Origin of the sequence: Sinisalibacter aestuarii (genome assembly GCF_027923545.1) — a bacterium.
Taxonomy (GTDB): domain Bacteria; phylum Pseudomonadota; class Alphaproteobacteria; order Rhodobacterales; family Rhodobacteraceae; genus Sinisalibacter; species Sinisalibacter aestuarii.
Genome location: NZ_BROH01000002.1, coordinates 50168 through 68019 on the forward strand (window position 1 = coordinate 50168; position 17852 = coordinate 68019).

Genomic DNA, 17852 nt, shown 5'->3' on the forward strand with positions numbered 1-17852 from the left:
CAATATGGGAATCCTTGAAGTCAAAGGCGTGGGCAAGCGCTTCGGCGGCCTTCAGGCGCTGTCGGAGGTGACGCTCTCGGTCGCCGAGAACTCGGTTCACGCGATCATCGGGCCGAACGGCGCGGGCAAATCCACCCTGCTCAACTGCTTCGTCGGCAAGCTCATCCCCGATACCGGCTCGGTCATGTTCGACGGCCAGTCGGTGCTGGGGCGCAAGCCGCACGAGATCAACCAGATGGGTATCAGCCGCGTGTTCCAGACGCCCGAGATCTTCGGCGACCTCACGGTGATGGAAAACGTGATGATCTCCTGCTTCGCAAAGCGCGACGGCGCCTTCCGCCTGCACCCGTTCGAAACGGTGGCGCATGAGCAGGACATCGTCGAACAGGCCGAACAGATGCTCATGGACGTAAACATGATCGACAAGCGCCGGATGCATGCCGCCTCGATGAGCCGGGGCGACAAGCGGCGGCTGGAAATGGCGATGTGTCTGGCGCAGGAACCCAAGCTTCTGCTGCTCGACGAACCCACCGCCGGCATGGCGCGCGCCGACACCAACAACACGATCGACCTGCTCAAGGAGATCAAGGAAAAGCGCGATATCACCATGGCGATCATCGAGCACGACATGCATGTGGTGTTCTCGCTCGCCGACCGGATCACCGTTCTCGCCCAGGGCACACCGCTGGTCGAGGACACGCCCGAGAACATCAAGGGCCATCCGAAGGTGAAAGAAGCCTATCTGGGCGAAAGCGCGTAAAGGGAGCGAGACATGGCAGACGAAACCCTACTTGGCGACGTTAAGACCCCGGAGCGCCCGGATTTTTCGAAGCACGCCAACCACGCGGCAACGGCCCCGGCCTTCTTCTCGGCGCACGATATCCACGCCTATTACGGCGAGAGCTACATCGTGCAGGGCGTGAGTTTCAACATCCACGAAGGCGAGATCCTCGCGCTTCTGGGCCGCAACGGCGCCGGCAAGACCTCGACGCTGCGCGCCATTGCCCGCACCGGCAGCCCGCTGGTCACGCATGGCGAGATCTGGCTTGACCACAAGCCGCTGCACCGGATGAAAAGTCACGAGGCCGCGCAGGCCGGGCTTCAGCTCGTGCCGGAAGACCGGCGCATCATCCAGGGCCTGACGGTGGAAGAAAACCTCGAACTCGCCCGGATCGCGCCCAGCGCGGGCTGGGAGCTTGAGCGCGTCTACGAGCTGTTCCCGCGCCTCGGCGAACGGCGCAAGCAGGAGGGCGTGACCCTGTCGGGCGGCGAACAGCAGATGCTCGCCATCGCCCGCGCCCTGGTGCGCGACATCAAGCTCCTCTTGCTCGACGAACCCTATGAGGGCCTCGCCCCGGTGATCGTGGATGAGATCGAGAAGACGCTCAACATCATCAAGGCCCAGGGCATCACCACGGTGCTGGTCGAACAGAACGCCCTGCGCGCGCTGGCGCTCGCGGATCGGGCCGTGATCCTCGATACCGGCACCGTCGTCTTCGACGGCACCGCTCAGGAAGTCCTCGACAACGAAGCCCTGCGGCACGAGTATCTGGCCATCTGAGTCGGTTTGCGGGCGTGTCCGTACCCTGCGGGCACGCTCCCTATTGGCATGGAAAAGCCTGTCCGGGAGGGGCAGGCCCAGGAGGAAAATATGACCGAAGCGAAAATTCACCCGCCCTCAGCCGAATTCGTCAAGCACGCGCATATCGACGCGGCGAAATACGATGAAATGTATGCCCGTTCGGTGGATGACCCCGAGGGGTTCTGGGGCGAGGCGGCGGAACGGCTCGACTGGTTCAGGAAACCCACCAAGGTCAAGAACACGACCTTCGATTACCACAACGTCTCGATCAAGTGGTTCGAAGACGGCGAGCTGAACGTTTCGGTCAACTGCGTCGATCGCCATCTCGCAACGCGCGGCGACCAGGTGGCGATCATCTGGGAAGCGGACGATCCCAACGTCACCAGGCACATCACCTACAAAGAGCTGGCGGTGAATGTGAACAAATTCGCCAATATCTACCACGAACTCGGCGTGAAGCGGGGCGACCGGGTGGTGCTCTACATGCCGATGATCCCCGAAGCGGCCTATGCGATGCTGGCCTGCACCCGGATCGGCGCGGTGCATTCCATCGTCTTCGCCGGCTTCTCGCCCGAGGCGCTGGCGAGCCGGGTGAACGACAGCAAGGCGGCCCTCATCGTCACCGCCGACGAGGCCCCGCGCGGCGGGCGCAACACCCCGCTCAAGGCCAATGTCGACAAGGCGCGCGAGATCACCGGCCCGGTGAAAACCCTCGTCGTCGAGCGCACCGGCGGCGATGTGCACATGGAAGAGGGCGTGGACATCGGCTATACCGCGATGTTCGAGAAAGCCTCCGATACCTGCGAGCCGGAAGTGATGAACGCGGAAGACCCGCTCTTCATCCTCTACACCTCCGGGTCCACCGGCACCCCCAAGGGCGTGCTGCACACCACCGGCGGCTATCTGCTCTTTGCCGCGATAACCCACGAATACACCTTCGACTACCATGATGGCGACATCTACTGGTGCACCGCCGATGTGGGCTGGGTGACCGGCCACAGCTATATCGTCTATGGCCCGCTGGCCAATGGCGCGACCACGCTGATGTTCGAAGGTGTGCCCACCTACCCCGATGTCGGCCGGTTCTGGCAGGTGATCGAGAAGCACAAGGTCAACCAGTTCTACACCGCGCCCACCGCGATCCGCGCGCTGATGCGCCACGGGCCGGAGCCGGTGGAACGCTACGACATGTCATCGCTGAAGGTGCTGGGCTCGGTCGGCGAGCCGATCAACCCGGAAGCCTGGGAGTGGTATAACGAGGTGGTCGGCAAGGGCAAATGCCCGATCGTCGACACCTGGTGGCAGACCGAAACCGGCGGCCATATGATGACCCCCCTGCCCGGCGCCCATGCCACCAAGCCCGGCGCGGCGATGAAGCCCTTCTTCGGCGTTCAGCCGGTCGTGCTCGACGCCACCACCGGCAAGGAGATCGACGAGACGGAATGCGAGGGCGTGCTCTGCATCAAGGATTCCTGGCCCGGCCAGATGCGCACGGTGTTCGGCAACCATGAGCGCTTCATCAACACCTATTTCCAGGATTACAAAGGCTACTACTTCTCCGGCGACGGCTGCCGCCGCGATGCCGATGGCGATTACTGGATCACCGGCCGGGTCGATGACGTGATCAACGTCTCGGGCCACCGGATGGGCACCGCCGAGGTCGAAAGCGCGCTGGTCGCCCATGCCAAGGTGGCCGAAGCCGCCGTGGTGGGCTTCCCCCATGCGCTGAAGGGCCAGGGCATCTATTGCTACGTGACCCTGATGGAAGGTGTGCCCTATACCGACGAGCTGCGCGACGAGCTGGTCGGCTGGGTCCGCAAGGAGATCGGCCCGATCGCCAAGCCCGACTTCATCCAATGGGCGCCCGGCCTGCCGAAAACCCGCTCGGGCAAGATCATGCGCCGCATCCTGCGCAAGATTGCCGAGAACGATTTCGGCGCCCTCGGCGACACCTCGACGCTGGCCGATCCGGGCGTGGTCGACGATCTGATCGACAACCGCATGAACAAGTGAGCCTGTGGCTCACGGGCGCATGAACAAGTGACCTGACAGGTTACGGGAGGAGGGAAGCGGCCGGGGGAAATCCCGGCCGTTTTCTATTTGCGCCACACGCACCCCGGCTCCCGCCCTATTTCTCGCGCGAAACCAGCATCAGCTCTACACGCTTGAGTTCGCGGATCACCCGGTCGGCCTGCATCGCCTGGAACAGGTAGAGTTTCATCATCCCGATGATGACCAGCGACAGGCCCGCGCCGAGTCCCCATTTGACCGCCGCCAGCGCATCGGTGGCGGCAAAGAAATGCCAGCCGGTCCAGACCAGCAGGCCGAGGTAGACGAAGATCATGATCGTCGCGAGCCAGTTCACCCAGGCATTGCGCCCCGAGAGCTGGCCGAAAAGCTGGGCGAAAAAGCCCGGCTCGACGGTTTCCGTCATCAGCGCGCGCTCCTCGGCCGAGAGCGCCTCTTCAATCATGCGGTCAAGTTTGCTCATATCCTTGTCCTTCCAGTTCGGCACGCAGCTTGCGGCGCGCGTGCATCAGCCTTGTTTTCACCGTGCCCACCGGTACGTCGAGCGCCGTGGCCACCTCGGTGACGGAAAGGTCTTCGAGGTAGAACAGCGCCACCGTGGCCGCCTGCGCCGGCGACAGGGTGGCGATGGCCGCGCGCACCCTGGCGGCGTCGGCCTCCTCCGGCCCGGCATCGCTCACCACAGGGTCGGCCTCGGCCTTCACGGCGGCGGCCAGCCTGCGGCCCTTCTGCCGGCGCCCGATCTCACGCGCCACCCGCCGGGTGACGATCCTGAGCGCCCAGGGCAGAAACAGGCTTTCATCCCGTAAGCCTTTGAGGCCGCGCAGAATTTCGATCCAGGCTTCCTGCACCACGTCGCGCGCGCCATCATGCTCCCCAAGGAGCCGGCTGGCATGTGAGAGCAGCCGCGGCCCGCGCAATTCGACAAGCTGCGCCATCGCCCGCCGGTCGCCCAGACGGGCGGAGGCGACGAGATAGGCATCCAGCGCGCGGTCCTTCGTGGTCATCGGGATCCTTTCCGTCTCGATACAGGAAGGTGCCCGTCAGCGGAGAAACGGTTCAACACAGCCCGCCCGCCCGGACCCGGTGGTTGACGAGGATCGCCGCAAAGATCACAAGATGCACGGCGCCCGACAGGGTCCGCAATACCGGATCGGTGCCGCCAGCGCCGCGCGCCGCCAGCGTAAGATATGGCCCCGCACCATGCGCGGCGGTTCTGCTCATATCTTCACTCCGAATTTTGATTTTCTCACAGATTGCAGGAAAAATCTTACTTCTCATCATAAAATGGGGCATTTGGAGGATTAAATATCGAAAAAATGATATCAGTGCCCGCAACGTCGCAGGCTGTGTCCCCCGGCGACGCACGCTGGCCTGGCACATTTTCGGGTACAATTATGTTGGACCAAATGGTTGAATCCCGGTCGCGCAGGGGGCACTCTGTGCAGGCCCATCGGGGGGAGGATCGACATGGCGGAAGACAGGCCCAGAACGCGGATTCAGGAAAAGAACCGTGCGGCGATTCTGGAAGCCGCCCTCGATGTGTTCTCGCAAAGCGGCTTCCGCGGCTCGACGCTGGACCAGATCGCCAAGGCGGCCGGCCTCTCGAAGCCCAATGTGCTCTACTATTTCCCCTCCAAGGAAGCGATCCATCAGGCCCTGCTGGCCGAACTCATGGATGTCTGGCTCGAACCGCTGCGCGCCTTTACCGACGAGGGCGATCCGATCGGTGCGATTCTCGACTATGTCTGCCGCAAGCTGCACATGTCGCGCAAAATGCCGCGGGAAAGCCGGCTGTTCGCCAACGAGGTGCTGCAGGGCGCGCCGCGTTACGGGCCGCAGATCACCGGAATGCTGAAAGATCTGGTTGACGAGAAGGCCGCCATCATCCGCCGCTGGTCCGATGCGGGCAAGATCGCCCCGCTCGATCCCTATCACCTGATCTTTTCGATCTGGGCGACCACCCAGCATTACGCCGATTTCGATGTGCAGGTGCGCGGCATCCTTCATCCGAAGGACGATGCCCATTACGACGATGCCGAAACCTTCCTGACCGCCTTCTACCGGCGCGCGCTGAATCCGGCCAATACCGAAGGTTAGCCTCGCCTTAACCAACGTGCCGGAAAACCGTGGAAAGCCGCTGCCAGACGGCCTAGGCTGGCGCGGCAATCTGGGTTGGGGGCTCCGACAGACGGAGCCTGATCATGGAGTTTTACGCGTTTTCGCCGCGCCTGCCCTATGCCGCCGCGGCAGAGCCGGGCCCGCAAAGGGCCGATATGGTAACAAAGATCGCCCCGAGCGACGATGCCCGCGGCACGGGGGCCGACAGCCGCAACCATACGGCGCCAGATGAGCGCGCCGCCGGTCTCCGGGCCGCCGCCGCCCTGCGCCACGAGATGGAGCGGCGCGGGTTGCCCGCCGGCCCGCCCCCCGCCTTCCGGATGAACCTGCTGGAAACCGAAGCCGGCGTAAGCCGGGTGATCGCCCGCCTCGAAGCCGCCCGCGCGCAGGAGCGCGACGGCAAGGCGGTAAAGCTGCCCGACGAGGCCCCCGCGCCCGCGATGCCGGCCCGATCCGGGGCCACACAACCCGCCGCGCAGCAATCTTAAGCCCAGCCGGCACAGCCCGCAGGATTGTTGCCCGCTGCCGCCGCCGGGGGCGAAAATGCGCCCGCCCCCCGGTGAAGTGGCGCTTTCCACCCGACGCCCGCCACCGTATAACCGAACGAACACAAATAGCCCGCCTTGCGCGGGCCAGGCAATTGTCGAGGAAGGCATGGCGAAAACGACCCGGGACGACGACGTGGCATTCATCCAGGCGCTGGCCGAATTGCTGGCCGAAAACGATCTGACCGAACTCGAGGTGAAACGGGAATATGGCGAGGCCGACAGGCTGAATGTCCGGGTGAGCCGGGCGACCGACACGGTGGCCCAGGTGATCGCCGCCCCGGCTCCCGCCGCCGCCGCGCCGGCCGCTGCCCCCGCCCCTGCCGCGCCCGCCGCCGCGCCCGGCAATGACGGCGACCCGGCCTCCCATCCCGGTGCGGTCACCTCGCCGATGGTGGGCACCGTCTACCTGCAATCCGAGCCCGGCGCCGCCCCCTTCGTGAAGGTCGGCGACAGCGTCAGCGAGGGCGACACGCTGCTGATCATCGAAGCGATGAAAACGATGAACCAGATCCCGGCGCCCAAATCCGGCACCGTGAAGCGCATTCTCGTCGAGGATTCCGCGCCCGTCGAATTCGGCGCGCCGCTGATGATCATCGAATAATCCGGGGGACCACCCATGTTCGACAAGATCCTGGTCGCCAACAGGGGCGAAATCGCGCTTCGGGTGATCCGTGCGGCCCGCGAGATGGGGATCAAGACGGTCGCCGTCCATTCCACCGCCGATGCCGACGCGATGCATGTGCGCATGGCTGACGAGGCGGTCTGCATCGGGCCGCCGCCGAGCCCGCAGAGCTACCTCTCGATCCCGGCAATCATCGCCGCCTGCGAAATCACCGGCGCGCAGGCGATCCACCCCGGCTACGGCTTCCTGTCGGAAAACGCCAATTTCGTGCAGATCGTCGAGGATCACGGGCTGACCTTCATCGGCCCCAGCTCCGAGCATATCCGCCAGATGGGCGACAAGATCACCGCGAAGGACACCGCCAAGGCGCTCGGCATCCCGGTGGTGCCCGGCTCCGATGGCGGCGTGCCCGATCTGGAGACCGCCAAAAAGGTGGCCGCCGATATGGGCTATCCGGTGATCATCAAGGCCACCGCCGGCGGCGGCGGGCGCGGCATGAAGGTGGCGGCGAGCGAGAAAGACATCGAAACCGCCTTCCGTACCGCCCGCACCGAGGCCAAGGCCGCCTTCGGCAATGACGAGGTTTATATGGAGAAATACCTCCAGAAACCGCGTCACATCGAGATTCAGGTGTTCGGCGACGGCAAGGGCGGCGGCGTCCATCTCGGCGAGCGCGATTGCTCGCTGCAGCGCCGCCATCAGAAGGTGTTCGAAGAAGCGCCCGGCCCCTCGATCACCGCCGAGGAGCGCGCCCATATCGGCGGCATCTGCGCCAACGCCATCGCCAGGATGGGCTATTCCGGCGCCGGCACGATCGAATTTCTCTACGAAGACGGCGAATTCTATTTCATCGAGATGAACACCCGCCTGCAGGTGGAGCACCCGGTGACCGAGGGGATTTTCGGCGTCGACCTCGTGCGCGAGCAGATCCGCGTGGCCGAGGGAATGCCGATGTCGTTCACCCAGGAAGATCTGGTGGTGAACGGCCATGCCATCGAGATCCGCATCAATGCCGAGCGCCTGCCCAATTTCGCCCCCTGCCCCGGCCGGATCAGCCAGTATCACGTGCCCGGCGGCCTTGGCGTGCGGATGGATTCGGCGCTCTACGACGGCTACACGATCCCCCCCTATTACGACAGCCTGATCGGCAAGCTGATCGTCCATGGCCGCGACCGGACCGAGGCGCTGTCGCGGCTCGAACGGGCGCTTGGCGAGTTGATCGTCGACGGGGTGGATACCACCGTGCCGCTGTTCCACGCGCTGTTGCAGGAGCCCGATATCCTCGCCGGCAATTACAACATCCATTGGCTCGAACGCTGGCTCGACGCCAATATGGGGTAACGCCCTTGCAGACCACGCGGCTCAGCCCCGAGCTTCTACTGCGTGCCTATGCGGCGGGCGTTTTTCCGATGTCGGAATCCCGCGACGATCCGCGCGTGTTCTGGGTCGATCCGGAGCGGCGCGGCATCCTGCCGATCGACGGCTTCCACCTGTCGCGCTCGCTCAGGCGCACCATCCTGCGCAAACCCTTTGAACTGACCCTCGATCTGGCCTTCGAAGAGGTGGTGCGCGGCTGCGCCGACCGCGAGGAAACCTGGATCAACGATACGATCTTCCGCGCCTATTTCGCCCTGCACCGGCTGGGCTATGCCCATTCCATCGAAGCCTGGGAGGGCGACCGGCTGGTGGGCGGCGTCTATGGCGTGGCGCTGGGGCGGGTCTTTTTCGGCGAGAGCATGTTCTCGGAAGCAACCGACGCCTCGAAGGTCGCGCTCGCCACGCTGATCGCCCATCTCGGGCGCACCGGGTTCGAGCTGTTCGACACGCAATTCGTCACCGAGCACCTCGCCACGCTGGGTGCCGTGGAGGTGCCGCGCGCGGAATATCACCGGCGGCTGGAGGCGGCGATGGTGGAACCGGCGGCCGAGATCCTCTCAAAGCCCCTGCCCGACCCTCATTCGGTGGTGCAGTTTATCACCCAGACATCGAACCGGGCGTGATCGAGCGCGTTCAGCGCCGGCGATGAGGCCATCATCCAGCCTTCGAATACGGGGGTGGCGCCCGCCTCTTCGCGGATCACCAGCCAGGCATAGGCATCGCCCGAGGGGTTGTCTTCGGGGTAGCGGCATTCGCCCAGCGTGATCTGGAGCCAGCCCAGCGCGGTGGTCTCGCCGCTGTTCAGTTCCATTTCCTCGACCGTGCCCGCAAGCTTGTCGAGCCCGCGCAGCACCGCGCCGGTGCCGGTGGCCACCACGTCTTCCTCGACGGTCATCACGTCTTCCCCGACGATCGAGCCGGGCGCGCGCGGTGCGGGCGGCGTGATCGGGAACAGCCCGCCCTGATCGGGCGTGATCCCGTCATTGAACAGATCGGTCGCGCTGGGGGTGCCGTCGGGCAAGGGTTGCACCAGGCCGGGATCGCCGGGCACCACCTCGTCGGGATCGACCGGATCGAGCGGCACCACGACGATCTGCGCCATCGCCGGCGCGGCAAGCGCGCCCGCCAGAACCGCGGCACCGAGGCCGCGGGCGCATATGGTCAGAACAGAATGCAGCACTGGCCCGGCCCGCCTATTCCGGCTGCCATGCCTCGTAATCGCGCCGGTCGCCATGGGCGTCGCGCCTGAGCGAGCCGGTCGGGGCATAGGCCGCGATGGTGCCCGTCAGGTTCTCGTGATGCGGTTTTTCCCAGCCTTTATGCGCCAGCGGCTTTTCGGCCGGGTTGTCGTCGAAGGTGCGGTGCAGCCAGCCGTGCCAGTCGGCGGGCACCTTCGAGGCTTCCGGCTCGTCGGCATAGATCACCCAACGGCGGCTGTCGTCGCGGTTGCGGTAGTAGCGGTTGCCCTGATCGTCCTCGCCCACCTTCACACCCCTGAACCGGGTCATCAGACGGGTGCCGAGCGTCTCGGCATGATACCAGGTGATGAGCGACAGAATGAACCGCATGGAAACCTCCGCATCGTTGCTCCCCCGTATGGCGCAAGGGGGCGGCGAGGTCCAGTGCCAATCCGGGCCGCGGGCGGCGCCTTGCCGCCCGGGTCAGGGCAGCTTCGCCGTCACCTCGATCTCGATCTTCATCTCGGGCTTCATCAGCCCCGCAACGATCATCGTCGCCGCCGGGCGCTGCGCGCCGAACACCTCGCGCAACACCGGCCAGCAAGGTTCGAAATCGTCGCCGTCGGGCAGGATGTAGCGCACCCGGACCACATCGGCCATCGCAGCCCCCGCCTCGGCCAGCGCCTGCCCGATCGTGCCGAGCGCATTGCGGCACTGATCGGCAACGCTCCCGGGCATTTCCATCTTCGCGTAATCGTAGCCGGTGGTGCCGGAGACGAAGACCCAGCCATCCTGCACCACGGCGCGGGCATAGCCGATCTGCTCTTCAAAAGGGGAGCCGGAGGAAATGGTCTGGCGGGTCATGTGGTGGCGCCTTTCTGAACGGGTCGGGCTCAGAGAAGCGGTTTCGAAACCGCTTTACAAGGCCGTTCGAACGGCCTTGCGCCAATGCGGGGCCGCCCACAAAAAAGGCCGCCCCCGGCGGAGCGGCCCTTCGCTGTGTTGAAGCCCGGCTCAGCTTGCCGAGGATTTGCCTTCCTTGGTGTCGGCATAGATGATCAGCGGCTTGGCGACAGAGGTCACCGCCTCCTCGTTCACCACCACCTCGTCGACATTTTCCATCGAGGGCAGTTCGAACATCGTGTCGAGCAGGATGTCTTCCATGATCGAGCGCAGGCCCCGCGCGCCGGTCTTGCGGGCGATGGCGCGCTTGGCGATGGCTTTCAGCGCATCCTCGGTGAAGCTCAGCGTGGCGCGCTCGATATCGAACAGGCGCTGATATTGCTTCACCAGCGCGTTCTTCGGCTGGGTCAGGATCGTCACCAGCGCCTCTTCGTCGAGGTCGCCCAGCGTGGCGATCACCGGCAGACGGCCGACGAATTCGGGGATCAGGCCGAATTTGAGCAGGTCTTCCGGCTCCAGATCGGTGAAGATCTCGCCCACGCCGCGGGTATCGTCATCCTTCACATCGGCGCCGAAGCCGATGGCCGAGCCCTTGCCGCGATGGGCGATGATCTTGTCCAGCCCGGCGAAAGCCCCGCCGCAGATGAACAGGATATTGGTGGTGTCCACCTGCAGGAATTCCTGCTGCGGATGCTTGCGCCCGCCCTGCGGCGGCACCGAGGCCACCGTGCCCTCCATGATCTTCAGGAGCGCCTGCTGCACCCCCTCGCCCGACACGTCGCGGGTGATCGAGGGATTGTCGGACTTGCGGGTGATCTTGTCGACCTCGTCGATATAGACGATGCCGCGCTGCGCCCGCTCAACGTTGTATTCGCTGGCCTGCAGCAGCTTGAGGATGATGTTCTCCACATCCTCGCCCACATAGCCCGCCTCGGTCAGCGTGGTGGCGTCGGCCATGGTGAAGGGCACGTCGAGGATGCGCGCCAGCGTCTGCGCCAGCAGCGTCTTGCCCGAGCCGGTGGGGCCGATGAGCAGGATATTCGACTTGGCGAGCTCGATATCGTCATTCGCCGCCGCCGCGTGATTGAGCCGCTTGTAATGGTTGTGCACCGCCACCGAGAGCACCCGCTTGGCGTGGCTCTGGCCGATCACGTAATCGTCCAGCACCTCGCAGATCTCCTGCGGCGTCGGTACGCCATCGGTGGATTTCAGCCCCGAGCCCTTGGTTTCCTCGCGGATGATGTCCATGCACAGCTCGACGCATTCGTCGCAGATGAACACCGTCGGCCCCGCGATCAGCTTGCGCACCTCGTGCTGGCTCTTGCCGCAGAACGAGCAATAAAGGGTGTTCTTGCTGTCACCGCTGGAGGAATTGTTCGCCATAATGTCGTTTCCCTGGGGTGCTTCGGCCCCGTTCCTGTATGCCCCGCATGGGCCATTGGCCCCCGCGCCCCAAGCTTAGGGCACGGGTTTTCGCGGCACAACGCCAAATTCCCCGGCTGCGTCCGGGGAGCAACAGCTTACTTGCCGCCGTCTTCCGGCACTTCGCGCGCTTCGAGGATCTCGTCGATCAGGCCCCACTTCTTGGCCTCTTCCGGATCCATGAAATTATCGCGCTCCAGCGCCGCTTCCACGTCCTTGAGCTTGTTGCCGGTATGCTTGACGTAGATCGAGTTCAGCCGGTCCTTGAGCTTCTGGGTTTCCTGGGCGTGGATCATGATATCGGTCGCCTGGCCCTGATAGCCGCCCGAGGGCTGGTGCACCATGATGCGGGAATTGGGCAGCGAGAAGCGCATTCCCTTCTCCCCCGCCGTCAGCAGCAGCGAGCCCATCGAGGCGGCCTGGCCGATCACCAGGGTCGACACTTTCGGCCGGATATATTGCATCGTGTCGTAGATCGAGAGGCCCGAGGTCACCACGCCGCCGGGCGAGTTGATATACATCGCGATCTCTTTCGACGGGTTCTCGGCTTCGAGAAACAGAAGCTGCGCACAGATCAGCGACGACATGCCGTCATGCACCGGGCCGTTGAGGAAGATGATCCGCTCTTTCAGCAGGCGGGAGAAGATATCATAGGCCCGCTCGCCGCGGCTGGTTTGCTCGACCACCATGGGCACGAGGGTGTTCATGTATGTCTCAAGGGGATCGCGCATCATTCCTGCCTTTGTTTTCGATGGGCCGGGTCCTCCGCCCGGGTCTCATGAATCCTAATCACGCGCTCGGGGGGCTGCAAGGCCGAGTAGGCGCTTTGCCGCTCTCCCTGGCACGGGCGCGGTTAACAAGCGGTTGAGGCAGCGGCACAATTGCCGGTTTGCGCGAGCCTGCCCGCGTTACTGCGGCGTAATGCCCCTGAGGCGCTCGGAGCGGCGGCGCAGGAGTTCCACCGTGGCCAGCAGCAGGATCGAGATCGCCACGAGCAGCGTCGCCACCGCGAGGATGGTCGGCGAAATCTGCTCGCGCAGCCCGATAAACATCTGCCAGGGCAGCGTTTTCTGCGAAGCGGAGCCGACGAACAGCACCACCACCACTTCGTCGAAGGAGGTGATGAAGGCAAACAGCCCGCCCGAGATCACGCCGGGCAGGATCAGCGGCATCTGCACCTTGAAGAAGGTGCGCACCGGATCGGCGCCGAGATTGGCCGCCGCGCGGGTCAGCGAACGGTCGAACCCCACCAGCGTGGCGGTCACGGTGATGATGACGAAGGGAATCCCCAGCGCCGCATGGGCCAGCACCACCCCCACATAGGTGCCCTGCAGCCCGACGCGGGAATAGAAGAAATACATCCCCGCCGCCGAGATGATCAGCGGCACGATCATCGGCGAGATCAGGATCGCCATGATCGCCCGGCGGAACGGCACATGCGATTGCGACAGCCCGATCGCCGCCAGCGTGCCGAGCCCGACCGACAGCACCGTGGCCGAGGGCGCGATTGCCAGCGAGTTCCACATCGCCTGCTGCCAGTCGCTGTTGGAGAAGAAATCGCGGTAATGCTTGAGCGAATAGGCCTCCGGATCGAGCGCCAGCATCCCCGGCGTGTAGGTGAAGAAATCCTCGGCGTTGAAGCTGAGCGGAATGATCACCAGGATCGGCGCGATCAGGAAGAAGAAGATCAGCCCGACGATCACGCGGAACGCATAATACCAGACGCGCTGGACGGGGGAGGCATAGGCGGGAAGAGCAGACATATCGCGTTACCCCAGCTTCACGTTGTCGATGCCCACGAGCTTGTCGTAGACCCAGTAGAGGAGAAGGACGAGCGCCAGCAGGATCGTGCCGAGAGCGGCGGCGAGGCCCCAGTTGAGCGAGGTCGAGATGTGGTAGGCGATCCGGTTGGAGATGAATACACCGGTGGTGCCGCCGACCAGTTCCGGCGTGATGTAATAGCCGATGGCGAGGATGAAGACGAGGATCGAGCCGGCGCCGATCCCCGGCACCGATTGCGGGAAATAGACCCGCCAGAACGCCGTCCAGTCATTCGCGCCCAGCGATTTCGCCGCCCGCAGATAGGTGGGCGGGATGGTCTGCATCACCGAGTAGAGCGGCAGGATCATGAACGGCAGCAGGATATGCGTCATGGCGATGATCGTGCCGGTGGCGTTGTTGATCAGCACCAGCCGGTTGTCATCGGCGATGATCCCGATCCAGACCAGCAGATCGTTGATCACCCCCTGCTGCTGCAACAGCACCTTCCACGCCGAGGTGCGCACCAGAAGCGATGTCCAGAACGGCAGGAGCACGAGGATCATCAGGATGTTCGAAACCCGCATCGGCAGGTTGGCGAGCAACCACGCCACCGGGTAGCCGAGCAGGATCGTGGCCAGCGTGATGGTCAGCGACATGATCAGCGTGCGCTGGAACAGCATCAGATAAAGCCGCTGATCCTCGGGCTGCTGCGCCACGCCCTGATCGGTAAGCTGCATGTCGACCGCATTGAGGAAATAGCCGGAAGTGAGGCGCGGCGCATAGGTGCGGATTGTGCGCCAGACGGCGGGATCGCTCCAGCCCTCGTCCACATCCTCCATCGCCGCGACGTAATCCACCGGGGCGACACCGGCGAGCGCCTGCGTCAACTGGCCAAGCTCGGCCTTGAGCGGCCCGTCATACTCGGCCGCGGCCCCTGCCCGCAGGTCTTCGGCAAGGCTCACATGGAGCACTTCCCAGGGGTTTTCTTCCGCCGGATCGTCGCCATCGGCGCGCACGACCCGGGCGAAATCGGCCCAGACATTGCTGAAATCCGGCAGCGCCGAACCGGCGCTTTCGGCGAGCGCAGCCCATGTCGCCGGCTCTTCCCAGATCGGGTCGGTGGCCTCGATCGTGTCGACGATCTCTTCGCCGACATCGTCCATCGACCGGCCCGATTTGCGAAACAGCGACGAAATCCCGGTGGTTTCATAATTCAGCCGCGAGCCAAGCCGGGTATGGGTCTTTTCCTCGGCGGCGATGAACAGATCGCGGTAAAGCCCGGCAAAGGCGGCGGGCGGCGGCAAGTCATCCGCCTCCGGATCCCAGTCGCCCAGAACGGCGACGGTGCGCGGCAGCGTGTCCTCGACGATCTGGTTTTCGACCGAGCGGAACAGCATGTCGGCAATCGGCGCGATGAAGGTGATGAGAATGAAGATCAGCAGCGGCGCGATCAGCATCAGCGCCCGCATTTTCTGCCGTCGCAGGGCGCGGTTCAGCGAATGTTTGAGCGGCCGGCCATCCGCGGCCAGAACCGGGCCGGAAGGGGGGCTTTGCGTCTCCGCCCCGTGCGTTTGGCTCATGTCAGACATCGGCATCCCTGTCGTTGCGCGCCCCGCCCGGCGCCGGCGGGAGAGGCCCGGTGCGGGCCCCTCCGGTGTTGTGCAGCCGTCGCAGGTTTACTGCGCCAGCCAGGCCTGGAATTTCGCGTCGATATCGTCGCGGTAATCGGCCCACCATTCGTAGTTCTGCACGAAGGCGTTGGTGGCGTTGTCCGGATTGGTCGGCATATGCGGACCCATCTCGATGCCAAGCTCGGCATGTGCCCCGACCAGCGGCGCCGACGAGGTACGCGCCGGACCGTAGGAGATGTATTTCGCCTGGTCGGCGAGGCGCTGGGTGTCGGTCGCGAAGTAGAGGAAGTCGAGCACCCGGGCCAGACGGTCTTCCGGCAGCCCCTCGGGGATGATCCAGCCGTCGAGGTCGTAGGACTGGCTGTCCCACATCATGCTGACGGGCTGGTTCTGCTCGACGATCACGCTGAACAGACGGCCGTTATAGGTGGAGCCGAACACGATCTCGCCATCGGCGAGAAGCTGCGGCGTATCGGCGCCGGCGGTCCACCAGATCGTCTGATCCTTGATCGTGTCGAGCTTGGCGAGCGCGCGTTCCTGGCCCTCGTCGGTTTCCAGCACGTCATAGACCTCGTCGCGCGGCACACCGTCGCAGATCAGGGCCCATTCCATGTTGTTGTGCGGGCGGCGCTCAAGGCTGCGCTTGCCCGGGAAGGTTTCGAGATCGAAGACATCGCAGATCTCGCTGGGCTCGTTGCCGTTCCACTCGGCCACGTCGTTGCGGTAGCCGAAGGTGTAGGAATAGGCGATCTGCGGGATGAAGCAGTCGCTGACGATCATGTCGCCGAAATCGTCGCTGGCCGAGGTGCCATCGGGGGCGGGCGCGAGAATTTCGTCATGGTCGACTTCCATCGCCAGGCCCTCGTCGCACAGCCGCATCGCATCCGCGGCGGTCACGTCGACGAGATCCCAGGTGAGGTTGCCGGCTTCGTTCTGGGCGCGCAGCTTGGCCACCGCTTCGGCGGAGCTTTCGTCCCAGGTCACCGACACGTCGGGATTGTTGGCCATATAGGGCTCGACATAAGCCTTGAGCTGGCTGTTCTGATAGGCGCCGCCCCAGGATACGACCGTCATGTCATTGGCCATCTGCGCGTGAGCCGCGCCGCCAAGAACAGTCAGCACCGACGTGGCGAGAAGGGTTGTCTTAAGCTTCATTTCTGAGCTCCCTGTTGTTTGGTCCGGTTTTCTCGATACAGGTCCGCGCCTCCGGCCGGGCCGGCGGACCCGGCCCATCCACACCGGATCGGCGCGGACGGGCCAGCTTCACGCCTCACGCATCCAGCGCTCGGCAATCCTGCGGCAACCAGCCGATCTCGATCTTCTGGCCCGGCTTCAGCCGCACCTGATCGGGGGCGTTGCGTGTCTTGATGATAAACTCGTCATTGCCCGCAACCTTCAGCCGGGTGCGGAAAATATCGCCCATATAGATGAATTCGAGCACCTCGGCGTGCAGCGTATGCGCGCCTTCGGGAATGCGCTCCTTGTTGTACTCCACCCGCTCCGGGCGGATCGAAACCTTGGTCCGCTGGCCAACCTCGTGGACATTGACCGCCTTGGCGTCGATCACCTCGCCATCGTCGAGCCGGACGACGCAGAGATCGCCGGGCTTCATCTCGACGACCTCACCCACCAGCGTGTTGTTCTCACCGATGAACTGGGCGACGAAGCTGTTTTTCGGCTCCTCATAAAGCACATCGGGCGGGTCCAGTTGCTGGATCCGCCCGTCATCGAACACCGCCACCCGGTCCGACATCGTTAGTGCTTCGGTCTGATCGTGCGTCACGTAGACCGTGGTAATGCCAAGCTCATGGGCGAGCCGGGTGATCTCGAATTGCATATGCTCGCGCAATTGCTTGTCGAGCGCGCCGAGCGGCTCGTCCATCAGCACCAGCTCCGGCTCGAACACCAGCGCCCGTGCCAGCGCGATCCGCTGCTGCTGGCCGCCGGAAAGCTGCGCCGGGCGGCGATTGCCGAAATCGCCCATCTGCACCATTTCGAGCGCCCGCTTGATCTTGGTTTCGCGCTCCGACTTGCCCAGCCCCCGCACTTCGAGCGGAAAGGCGAGGTTTTCAGCCACCGTCATATGCGGAAACAGCGCGTAATTCTGAAACACCATGCCGATGCCGCGCTTGTGCGGCGGGATGTTGTTGATCGGCGTGCCGCCGAGCAGAATGTCGCCATGGGTGGCGGTCTCGAAGCCGGCGAGCATCATCAGGCAGGTGGTCTTGCCCGAACCGGACGGCCCGAGCATCGTCAGAAACTCACCCCGTCCGATGGCAAGATTGAGATCCTTCACCACAAGCGTTTCGCCGTCATAGCTTTTTTGCACGCGGTCGAAGACGACGAATCCGTCGTTTGTATCGGTGTTGGTCAAGTGACCCCCTATTTCCCTGTCGGTCTTTGTTTTGATCAAAGCCAACACGAAGGACTTCGGGATTTCAACAGCGAATGCGACGCTTTTTCGCTCATCTGCGCAAGGTTTACCCTAGGTCCGGCCAGTAATTGGGCTGGTTTCCCGGCCTTCGCGCAAGTCGTGCAGCGACCCCGATTCTACACGGATCGGGCCCCTGTTGCGGCCTCAAACCGGCTGGAGCGCCGGCGAATCCCCCCAAAACCGCGCGGTGATTCTCCCCGGCGAGCGGCAGCCACGGGCCAGCGCGGCCCCATGCGAATCCCCTC

19 protein-coding genes and 1 pseudogene are annotated in these 17852 nt (G+C 64.3%); 8 read left to right on the forward strand and 12 right to left on the reverse strand.

Annotation, left to right across the window (positions count from 1 at the left end; all coding sequences use genetic code 11):
• The first annotated feature begins 4 nt into the window (after positions 1-4).
• The 3 genes from QMG28_RS05115 (at position 5) to acs (ending at position 3595) form a co-directional block, all read left to right on the forward strand.
• Positions 5-760 carry an ABC transporter ATP-binding protein gene (locus tag QMG28_RS05115; protein WP_281841121.1) on the forward strand — a complete coding sequence of 252 codons (756 nt, stop codon included), beginning with the start codon at positions 5-7 and terminating at the stop codon, positions 758-760.
• A 12-nt stretch (positions 761-772) separates the two neighbouring features.
• On the forward strand, positions 773-1561 hold the full coding sequence (locus QMG28_RS05120; RefSeq protein WP_281841122.1) for an ABC transporter ATP-binding protein: 789 nt from the start codon (positions 773-775) through the stop codon (positions 1559-1561).
• 90 nt (positions 1562-1651) lie between these two features.
• Positions 1652-3595 carry an acetate--CoA ligase gene (gene acs, locus QMG28_RS05125; protein ID WP_281841124.1) on the forward strand — a complete coding sequence of 648 codons (1944 nt, stop codon included), beginning with the start codon at positions 1652-1654 and terminating at the stop codon, positions 3593-3595.
• A gap of 115 nt (positions 3596-3710) precedes the next feature.
• Here acs and QMG28_RS05130 read toward each other — a convergent pair whose 3' ends face one another.
• From QMG28_RS05130 to QMG28_RS05140, 3 genes are read right to left on the reverse strand one after another with little or no spacing between them, the layout of a single operon-like run.
• Positions 3711-4073, reverse strand: coding sequence for a DUF6768 family protein (locus tag QMG28_RS05130; protein ID WP_281841125.1), 363 nt, complete (start codon positions 4071-4073; stop codon positions 3711-3713).
• On the reverse strand, positions 4060-4617 hold the full coding sequence (locus tag QMG28_RS05135; RefSeq protein WP_281841126.1) for an RNA polymerase sigma factor: 558 nt from the start codon (positions 4615-4617) through the stop codon (positions 4060-4062). Before QMG28_RS05135 ends, QMG28_RS05130 begins: the two co-directional genes overlap by 14 nt.
• A 52-nt stretch (positions 4618-4669) precedes the next feature.
• A complete protein-coding gene (locus tag QMG28_RS05140) occupies positions 4670-4834 on the reverse strand; it encodes a hypothetical protein (protein WP_281841127.1) in 165 nt (54 codons plus the stop codon).
• A gap of 246 nt (positions 4835-5080) precedes the next feature.
• Between QMG28_RS05140 and QMG28_RS05145 the strand changes: the two genes are divergently transcribed.
• From QMG28_RS05145 to aat, 5 genes are all read left to right on the forward strand, one after another.
• Positions 5081-5710, forward strand: a complete 630-nt coding sequence (locus QMG28_RS05145; protein ID WP_281841129.1) for a TetR family transcriptional regulator C-terminal domain-containing protein — start codon at positions 5081-5083, stop codon at positions 5708-5710.
• A gap of 104 nt (positions 5711-5814) precedes the next feature.
• Positions 5815-6219, forward strand: coding sequence for a hypothetical protein (locus QMG28_RS05150; RefSeq protein WP_281841131.1), 405 nt, complete (start codon positions 5815-5817; stop codon positions 6217-6219).
• 166 nt (positions 6220-6385) lie between these two features.
• A complete protein-coding gene (accB, locus tag QMG28_RS05155) occupies positions 6386-6880 on the forward strand; it encodes an acetyl-CoA carboxylase biotin carboxyl carrier protein (RefSeq protein WP_281841133.1) in 495 nt (164 codons plus the stop codon).
• Between the two features lie 15 nt (positions 6881-6895).
• Positions 6896-8242 (forward strand): acetyl-CoA carboxylase biotin carboxylase subunit, encoded by a 1347-nt coding sequence (gene accC / locus QMG28_RS05160; RefSeq protein WP_281841134.1) that lies wholly within the window; start codon positions 6896-6898, stop codon positions 8240-8242.
• Positions 8243-8247: 5 nt separating this feature from the next.
• A complete protein-coding gene (gene aat, locus QMG28_RS05165; protein WP_281841136.1) occupies positions 8248-8901 on the forward strand; it encodes a leucyl/phenylalanyl-tRNA--protein transferase in 654 nt (217 codons plus the stop codon).
• Here the strand turns inward: aat and QMG28_RS05170 are convergent.
• From QMG28_RS05170 to QMG28_RS05210, 9 genes and pseudogenes are all read right to left on the reverse strand, one after another.
• Positions 8856-9380: a DUF2155 domain-containing protein gene (locus QMG28_RS05170; RefSeq protein WP_281841138.1), complete on the reverse strand. Its 525-nt coding sequence runs from the start codon at positions 9378-9380 to the stop codon at positions 8856-8858. The two genes, aat and QMG28_RS05170, sit on opposite strands and share 46 nt — an antisense overlap.
• 91 nt (positions 9381-9471) lie before the next feature.
• The gene (locus QMG28_RS05175; protein ID WP_281841140.1) at positions 9472-9846 is read right to left on the reverse strand and encodes an NADH:ubiquinone oxidoreductase subunit NDUFA12; all 375 of its coding nucleotides are present in this window, start codon (positions 9844-9846) and stop codon (positions 9472-9474) included.
• Positions 9847-9939: 93 nt separating this feature from the next.
• Positions 9940-10320, reverse strand: coding sequence for a RidA family protein (locus QMG28_RS05180; protein ID WP_281841141.1), 381 nt, complete (start codon positions 10318-10320; stop codon positions 9940-9942).
• A 150-nt stretch (positions 10321-10470) separates the two neighbouring features.
• On the reverse strand, positions 10471-11742 hold the full coding sequence (gene clpX, locus QMG28_RS05185; RefSeq protein ID WP_281841143.1) for an ATP-dependent Clp protease ATP-binding subunit ClpX: 1272 nt from the start codon (positions 11740-11742) through the stop codon (positions 10471-10473).
• A 137-nt stretch (positions 11743-11879) separates the two neighbouring features.
• Entirely contained in the window at positions 11880-12512 is a 633-nt protein-coding gene (locus tag QMG28_RS05190) for an ATP-dependent Clp protease proteolytic subunit (RefSeq protein WP_281841145.1), read from the reverse strand.
• Between the two features lie 177 nt (positions 12513-12689).
• Positions 12690-13511 (reverse strand): annotated as a pseudogene (locus tag QMG28_RS05195) (ABC transporter permease); the annotation flags it as partial.
• A gap of 39 nt (positions 13512-13550) precedes the next feature.
• On the reverse strand, positions 13551-15122 hold the full coding sequence (locus tag QMG28_RS05200; protein WP_281841149.1) for an ABC transporter permease: 1572 nt from the start codon (positions 15120-15122) through the stop codon (positions 13551-13553).
• A gap of 96 nt (positions 15123-15218) precedes the next feature.
• Positions 15219-16328 (reverse strand): extracellular solute-binding protein, encoded by a 1110-nt coding sequence (locus QMG28_RS05205; RefSeq protein ID WP_281841151.1) that lies wholly within the window; start codon positions 16326-16328, stop codon positions 15219-15221.
• 115 nt (positions 16329-16443) lie between these two features.
• Complete coding sequence (locus QMG28_RS05210) at positions 16444-17547, reverse strand: ABC transporter ATP-binding protein (protein ID WP_281841152.1); 1104 nt, start codon at positions 17545-17547, stop codon at positions 16444-16446.
• Positions 17548-17852: the final 305 nt, after the last annotated feature.